Here is a 3,745-nt window from a genome sequence, read left to right as displayed (position 1 = left end):
ATGGTCTGTCGGCGGGAGACGTTTTGGCCCATTGTTAGTTTGGCTCTTAGTAGGTGCGGATTTATATACAGCCTATACTTTTTTAGGGTTAACAAGTCAAGCCTATTCAAGTGGAAGCATTGCATTCTTTGCAATTCCGTATACGATTATTGCTTTTTTTATTTCCTATTTCTATTTGCCGAAGCTATGGGAAGTATCTAAAAAACATAAATTAACAACTCTTGCTGATTATGCGAAATTGAGATTTGGTAGTAAATTTTTATCCTTACTAATCGCAATAGTTGGAGTGTTAATGCTTATTCCTTATATTGATCTGCAGCTAGCTGGTATTCAAGATACACTGAAAGTAGCAGGTACAGGGTTTATTAATGTTAATGTAGTTGTGATTCTATCATTCTTTTTAGTTGCCCTTTATACATTCTTTAGCGGAATAAAAGGACCAACCTATACAGCTATTATTAAAGACATTTTAATCTGGGTTATCATGTTATTCCTCGTTGTGACTATTCCGATTATCCACTTTGGAGGATGGGGATCCATGATGGATAAAATTGTGACTGAGACCCCTGAATTGTTAACCATCCCTACAACAGGGCCAAGAGGGATTCCTTGGTTTCTCACAGCTTCATTAGTATCTGGATTGGCATTATTTATGTGGGCTCACGGTGTAACCGGGGTATTTACTGCTAAAAGTACTGATGCCCTTAGGAAAAATGCAATTTACTTACCACTTTACAATATTGTATTGATTCTTGTTGTTTTCCTAGGATTTGCTGCATTTCATGTATTGCCAGATGGCAGCGACCCGCGTTTCGCGCTACTAAGTTTAATACAAGTATCTTACGGTGGAGTAGTTCAAGGACTATCCTATGCTACTATTGCACTAGCATCCCTTATTCCTTGTTCAATCATGGCGATTGGTGCGTCCAATCTTTTTGCGAATAATATTTATCGAGATTTTATTAATCCAAAGGTTTCACCTGCAAAATTAACGATGATTACTCGCTCAATGGTATTTGTCGTTATTGGCCTAGCTTTAATCTTTGGGATGCTTTTCCCGACAGCACTTGTATCCCTACAGCTTATGGGAGTATCCGGAATGGTTCAAATCTTTCCAGCGATTGTCTTTAGCTTGTTCTGGAAAAAGCAAACAAAAGAGGCTACCACTATTGGGTTAATTGTTGGACTAGCTGTAACGTTTACGGTGTCTGGAACCGGAATGACATTCGGTATATATGAAGGCTTTTGGGGATTGTTGGCAAACGTCCTAGCCCTTGTTATATTAAATCCGATTTTTGTAAAAAGGATCAAATCGAATCAAGTAATGGATCAGTTATTTACTGAACAACAATATATAGATGTGGAATTAAGAAAAAATGCCTAAAGCATCGATCTATTCACACTTGAAGTTAAGCTCAAATTTTTTGTATTGATACAAAGCTTGGGGTGGTTCTCTGTTTACAATCTGTATAGACATGAGAACCACCCCTTTGTTATTTAAAAAAAGTTCGACTTTAAACACTTATCTGGTAGTGATCGGTTGAACATTATACATGACTTTTCTAAAAATATGCCTCCTCTATAACGGTTAAATTTGGTAACACAAAACCCAATTTAAGAATATTTTATTACTGTATTGAAAAAGAGGAGGTAGGTTGTCATGCAATATCCTGTTCATCCGCTTAGGGATACCCATGCCCATGATGATCATCATCATGATCATCATCATAAGCATCATAAGCATCATGAAAAGTGTAAAAAGCATTTGTATCAATTTATTCAAGTAGAATTACACGATGGCTCTGTTTTTCAGGGGATACTTCACAGCTATGATCATGACAAAATGTATCTGATCATGCCCAGAGCACATCAGTCCACCCATATGACCATGAATGTTCATATGGATGATGAAAGTCGTTTATTCTTCGGACCCTTTGGCCTATTTGGATTCCCTTTCTTTGGAATAAGAGGATTTGGACCGTTTTTCCCGTTCTTTATCTAAACTTCAACTCTATAAAAAGGCTTGCGGTACAAATGTACAGCAAGCCTTTTCTAAATTGCAGCGCACTTATTTTGTGCATGAAAATATTCTGTAGTCTAAAGCACCTTGATACTTTGCCATTAGATTAAAATGCTGAAGGAAGACCGAGTAAAGTTCAGGCTCAATATATACTGAGTACTGAAATTCAACATCCGGATTGTCTTGAAGGATCGAATGTTGATTCCTGGATATTTTTATGTTTTTAAATCCTGTTTGTTCCATTAAAGTAATCCATTCGTTCTCCGTAAGGACGTGATCTAATCCATAAAATTGTTTAATCTCTTCTATTTCACTTTTTTTGAGCGGGTGGTTAATGGTAAGCTCATTTGCAATGAACCGACCCTCTTTCTTTAATAAACGAAATATTTCCTTAAGAGATCTAGGTTTATTTACAAAAGCAAGAACAGATTCGGAAATAATAAAATCAAAATGATTACTCTTTAATGGACATTCCTCTATTGAACCTTGAATAATTTCTACAGGCAATTGGTGTTTTTTCATTCTTATTTTTGCCTTTTTTACCATGATTGGATTAATATCCATTCCCGTTACTTTTACACCGTATTTAGAAGCAAGGTAGGCAGCTGTTTGGCCAGTACCACATCCAACATCTAATATGTGAGACGTGTTGTTAAGTTCCTCTAGCATGAATATTTCCTTTGTTAATTGAATCCCCCCGGGGTGCGCACCGCCAACACCGAATTTAGACAAAAAATCTAAGTACTTCCCAATTTGAATCACCCTCTTCAGATATCTTTTTTTGCATGATATGAAAGAAAAAGTAAGTGGGTACCATAAATATGGAAGAATCATCATAAAAAAACCAAAAAGCTAATGACGGATAACTATAGAAGTATAGTGAGGCTATAAATTAACGAGATTCTATTCGAAGAAGAATACAGTGCTCTTCTGTGTTCTTCCTAATTGAAACCATTAGTAATGCTCCAAATTGAATTGAAAAATGGTTAATATATTACTCAACCAAGCACTTATCTCCAAGGTCCTTATCCACTTTTTGATCACTGACATCAGGGTCAATAAAATTTGTGACTGAAATACCAGAAGATGTACTGATCCATCCTCCAGCATTATTTGATCCACTCCCAGTCGGATCTTTTAAAGCAGATATAGGTGAAATAGACTTCGTATTACCGAAATTTACTATGCCTCCTGTCACTTTGTTTACTTGAATTTGTCCGAAAATGGATGCCATCTTATTAAATCATCCTTTTGAAAAAAATAATTTTATTGCAGTATATGTAAGCTTCATCAGAATGAAACTTGGGTTAGTGAAAGGAAAATGCAGGATGTTAGCATAAGTTCCGGAATGCCAATAAGTTAAACAATCTTGCCTTATTAAATAAATGGCAAGATTGTTTCTCGGCTTCCTTAGCTCCTAAATGAAAATAATTGAAGTGCCTGCCCCCGCCATATGAATACTTAATGCGCAGGGAAGGCACTTTTTACGACTATGGATGTAGGAATATTCAGCCTTAATTCGGAAGAGGACTTCAGTGTGAGCTTGATATAGTATATTTAAGAAATTTATACCGTTAATTCAACCAATATTTAATAAGGGATTGATGGGACGTTTATAGATACAATCGTAGAGGCTAAAAATTGTTAGCAAAAGTTCATCTTTACTGTTACCTATTTGTAACCTTTTTTGATTCAATCCTCATTATCATAAAGGCATATTACATC

Annotated in this window: 4 protein-coding genes; 2 read left to right on the top strand and 2 right to left on the bottom strand. The window is 35.9% G+C overall.

The genetic code is table 11. From position 1 onward, the window contains the following. On the top strand, positions 1-1,384 hold a 1,384-nt coding region (locus V7149_RS25225; protein ID WP_335348309.1), incomplete at its 5' end, for a sodium:solute symporter family protein. A 276-nt stretch (positions 1,385-1,660) separates the two neighbouring features. Then, positions 1,661-2,002 carry a hypothetical protein gene (locus V7149_RS25220; protein ID WP_335348308.1) on the top strand — a complete coding sequence of 114 codons (342 nt, stop codon included), beginning with the start codon at positions 1,661-1,663 and terminating at the stop codon, positions 2,000-2,002. 66 nt (positions 2,003-2,068) lie between these two features. On the opposite strand, the gene V7149_RS25215 is transcribed toward V7149_RS25220, so the two are convergent. Beyond that, positions 2,069-2,752, bottom strand: coding sequence for a class I SAM-dependent methyltransferase (locus V7149_RS25215; protein ID WP_335348307.1), 684 nt, complete (start codon positions 2,750-2,752; stop codon positions 2,069-2,071). 262 nt (positions 2,753-3,014) lie between these two features. Next, positions 3,015-3,254, bottom strand: coding sequence for a spore germination protein (locus V7149_RS25210; RefSeq protein WP_335348306.1), 240 nt, complete (start codon positions 3,252-3,254; stop codon positions 3,015-3,017). Positions 3,255-3,745: the final 491 nt, after the last annotated feature.

This window comes from Bacillus sp. JJ1503 (genome assembly GCF_036965125.1).
GTDB lineage: Bacteria > Bacillota > Bacilli > Bacillales > Cytobacillaceae > Cytobacillus.
The sequence above is the reverse complement of the archived record's forward strand: the minus strand, read 5'-3'. Positions and strand labels throughout refer to the sequence as shown.